The sequence below is a fragment of the Nocardia sp. NPDC057668 genome (assembly GCF_042799795.1).
In the GTDB taxonomy this organism is placed as follows: domain Bacteria; phylum Actinomycetota; class Actinomycetes; order Mycobacteriales; family Mycobacteriaceae; genus Nocardia.
This window is the reverse complement of the sequence record NZ_JBHVIC010000001.1, coordinates 1,257,047-1,260,572: the sequence shown is the minus strand read 5'-3', so window position 1 is coordinate 1,260,572 and position 3,526 is coordinate 1,257,047. Positions and strand designations below refer to the sequence as shown.

At 66.7% G+C, this 3,526-nt stretch carries 2 protein-coding genes; both read right to left on the bottom strand.

The genetic code is table 11. The features are described from left to right. Nucleotides 1–23: 23 nt before the first annotated feature. On the bottom strand, nt 24–1,358 hold the full coding sequence (locus ACFVBH_RS05880; protein WP_379000159.1) for a MupA/Atu3671 family FMN-dependent luciferase-like monooxygenase: 1,335 nt from the start codon (nt 1,356–1,358) through the stop codon (nt 24–26). Continuing rightward, nucleotides 1,355–3,049, bottom strand: a complete 1,695-nt coding sequence (locus tag ACFVBH_RS05875; RefSeq protein ID WP_379000157.1) for a fatty acyl-AMP ligase — start codon at nt 3,047–3,049, stop codon at nt 1,355–1,357. The genes ACFVBH_RS05880 and ACFVBH_RS05875 overlap by 4 nt, the downstream gene beginning before the upstream one ends. Nucleotides 3,050–3,526 lie beyond the last annotated feature (477 nt).

The following is a 3,526-nucleotide window of genomic DNA, read 5'->3' as shown; positions in this document are numbered from 1 at the left end:
CCCGCCTCCTGAAGATCCGAAACTCAAAGAGAACGTGCTTTGTTTGCCAGGGTGGCCAGCGATTCCAGGCCGTCGAGCACCGTCGGAACGGGCACCCCGAAATCGATGAGACAGGCGATCTCGTCGGCGCCCGCCCGATGCAGGCTCTCGACCATGGGCAGCGCCGACTCCGGGGTGCCGAACAGTCCGCTCTCCCGGTAGTACCGTTCGAAAGCGAAGTCCAGCACCTTGTTTCGCGACCGGTCGTCCAGCTTGTCCAGGGCTTCCGCGCCCCGGCGCCACAGGTCGACCGAATCGGCGAGGTAGGTCTTGAACGGGTCCCGCACGGTCTGGCGCACCGCGGCCTCGTCGGCTCCGACGAAGGTGTGCAGCATGACGGTGACCTTGCCCGCGCCGTGCCCGTGGCTCGCGCGCGCCTTGCGATAGGCGGTGATCTTGTCCGCCAGTTCGTCCACGCTCTGGAACAGCAGGGCGGTCAGCACGTTCGCGCCGGACTCGCCCGCCATCTCGAAGCGCTCCACCCCGCCGCTGCAGGTCAGCCAGGTGGTGAGTTCGGGCTGGATCGGCGCGGGGAAGATGCGCACCGATCGGGATTCGCCCGCGCCGTTCGGCAGTTCGATCGGCTCACCGCGCCACAGCTGCTTGACCGTGTCCATACCCGAACGCGTGAACGCGACCCGGTCGGCGTAATTGTCCGGGGCCAGCACGAAATCGTCGGCGTTCCAGCCCGTGGCGAAGGCGATGTCGACCCGGCCGTCCGAGAGGTTGTCGACCACCGACCAGTCCTCGGCGACCCGGACCGGGTGGTGCAGCGGCAGAACCACGCTGCCCGCCCGGATTCGGATCCGCCGGGTGCTCGCCGCCAGTGCCGCGGCCAGCACGGCCGGGTTCGGGTACAGCCCGCCGAAGGTGTGGAAATGGCGCTCCGGCAGCCAGATCGCGGCGAAGCCGTGCGTGTCGGCGAAGCGGGCGCTGTCCAGCAGTAGCCGGTAGCGCTGCGAATCGTGATGCTGCGCGTCGCTGGCGAAGAAGAACAGGCTGAGGTCCATCCCCGCGCCGGGCTGCCGCGCCCGCCCGGTCTGCCCGGTCGCCGCGGCGACCGCCTGGGCGGCGGGGGAGCCGTGGTCGGCGACCGCCGCCGCCAGGTCCGCCACGCACATGCCGCCGTAGATGTCCTCGGCCGAGACCTCGATGCCGAAGCGGTCCTCAAGGATCGTCAGCAGTTCCGCGGCCTTGACCGAATCGAGGCCGAGGGCGGTGAGCGGCGTGCTCGGGTCGACCGATTCGAGGCCCAGGCGCGCTCTGGCCCAGTCCAGGAAGAAATCCGTGGTGTCCGCGTCGTCCCGTGGCTCGCTCAATTGGCCCTCGATTCGAATTCGTTGGCGTACAGGGTGCGTAGGTGCGATCGGCGAATCTTGCCGCTGGTGGTTTTCAGGACCTTGCCCTTGTCGACGAAGAGCACCCGGTACAGCGCCACGGCGTGTTCCCGGCTGACCGTTGATTTGATCGATTCCGCCAGGGCGGCATTGTCATGGGTGGATTCGGAATCGAGCTCCTGAATGACGACCAGCCGTTCCTCGCCGTCCGCCTCGACCGACAATGCGGCACAGCCGCCGCGGCGCAATTCCGGATGCGTGGATTCGATGCTCCATTCGATGTCCTGCGGAAAGAGATTGCGCCCGTTGATGATCATGACTTCTTTGAGCCGTCCGCAGATGAAGAGATTGTCGTCCACGGTGAAGCCGAGATCGCCGGTGCGCAGATACCGCTCGCCCGGCTCGCCGTCGATTTCCGCCGCGAACCCGCGCGCGGTCTCCTCCGGCTTGTTCCAGTAGCCCGCGGTGATGCTCTCGCCGCACAGCCAGATCTCGCCGACGCGACCGGGTTCCACGCGCCGCAGGGTGTCCGGATCGACCATCGCCGCTGTTCCGGCCTCTACCGGTCCGTAGCCGACCAGCTCGCGCCCGCCCGTGTTCGGCACCGCGCGGCCCTGTTCCAGCTCCTGGCTCGCGAACGACGTGGTGCGCACGCCCGCACCGACGGGACCGCCGGCGACGTACAGGGTCGCCTCGGCGAGACCGTATCCGGGAAAGAAACTTTCGCGCCGGAATCCGCTCGCGGCGAAGATGTCGGCGAATGTTCCCAATATGGTGGGATTGACCGGTTCGGCGCCGATGAATGCGATTTCCCAGCCCGAGAGATCGAGCTGTTCGATGTCCTCGCGGGAAACTCGTTCGGCACAGATCGCGTAGGCCAGATTGGGTCCGCCCGCGGTGGTATTCGCTTTCTGCGATATCTCCCGCAGCCACATGAGAGGATGACGCAGGAACGCCAGCGGTGACATGAGTGTGACGGGATATCCGGTGAACAGTGGTTCCAGGATTCCCAGGATCAAGCCCATATCGTGCGAGGGCGGCAGCCAGTGCACGGCCGTGCTGTTCTCGTCGTGCTGGAGCACGCGCCGCAGGACGTCGAGATTGGTCATGATGTTGCGGTGCAGCACCACCACGCCTTTGGGGCTTCCGGTGGAGCCCGAGGTGTATTGCAGGTGAGCCACATCGTCCGGACCGGGCAGGGCTATGTCGAGCAGATCCAGTCCGCCGCCATCGGTGGCGGGGGCACTGTCGATGATCCGCTCGTCCGGCCAGCCCAGCAGCTCGCGCGCCACCACGCCGACCGACCGCGGCGCGATGACCGCGACCGCGCCGCTGTCGCGCGCGATCGCGGCGACGGTGTCGGAATGCCGTTGCGAGGTAGGCACATACAGCGGCACGGCGACACGCCGTGTGAACAGGCACGCGAGGAACGCATGCACCATGCCGGGTCCCGGCGGGCACAGCAGCAGGATCCGATCGCCCGGCGCGCTGACCGCCTGCAATCGGGTGGCCAAGGCGGCCACCCGATTCAGCAGCAGCGTGTAGTCCTCGACCTCGCGATTGCCGCGATCGTCGATGAACGTGTAGCCGATCCGTCCGGGTTGCTCGACGGCACGACGCATCAGAATGTCCGCCAGGGTCGTCGGGCAACCCGGTAGTTGTTGGTAACTCATCGACCTTCGACCTCTCGAATCAGCTTCAGCCACAGTGGACGAACGGTATTCAGGCCTGCGAAAAGGCGCTCGGCAGCGGGCTGGGATGTGCGCTGCGCGCAGGACATCTTCGCAGGTATTCGGCCGATCACCGGGAGGCGCGAGGAGCCCGTCGCGAACGAGGTTGCGGCGACCCGAAGTTCAGCGCGTCCGCGAAGATTGTGATAGCTAAAAGATAGCTGAACTAACGACGGCGCGGCGATCGGGTTTCTCTGCCGCGCCCGAAGCGCGCGCACCGCTGCGGATTACACGCGTGTCGCGGCGTCGGCACGGCGTTCGAGCGGCCGATCTGCCTGCTCGATGACGGCATGAAGGAACGCCAGGACATATCGAACCGTGGCACTGTGCTCCTTTCGTAGTGGGGCGCAACGGCAGTGGTCGAAGTGTCCTGTTGGATCGTCGCCGCGAGTTGGTTCGGCACCGGGGGTGCGGCGGATG

Coding starts and splice junctions, on each gene's coding strand:
- ACFVBH_RS05875 (WP_379000157.1), bottom strand. CDS start 3,049: ATGAGTTACCAACAACTACCGGGTTGCCCGACGACCCTGGCGGACATT.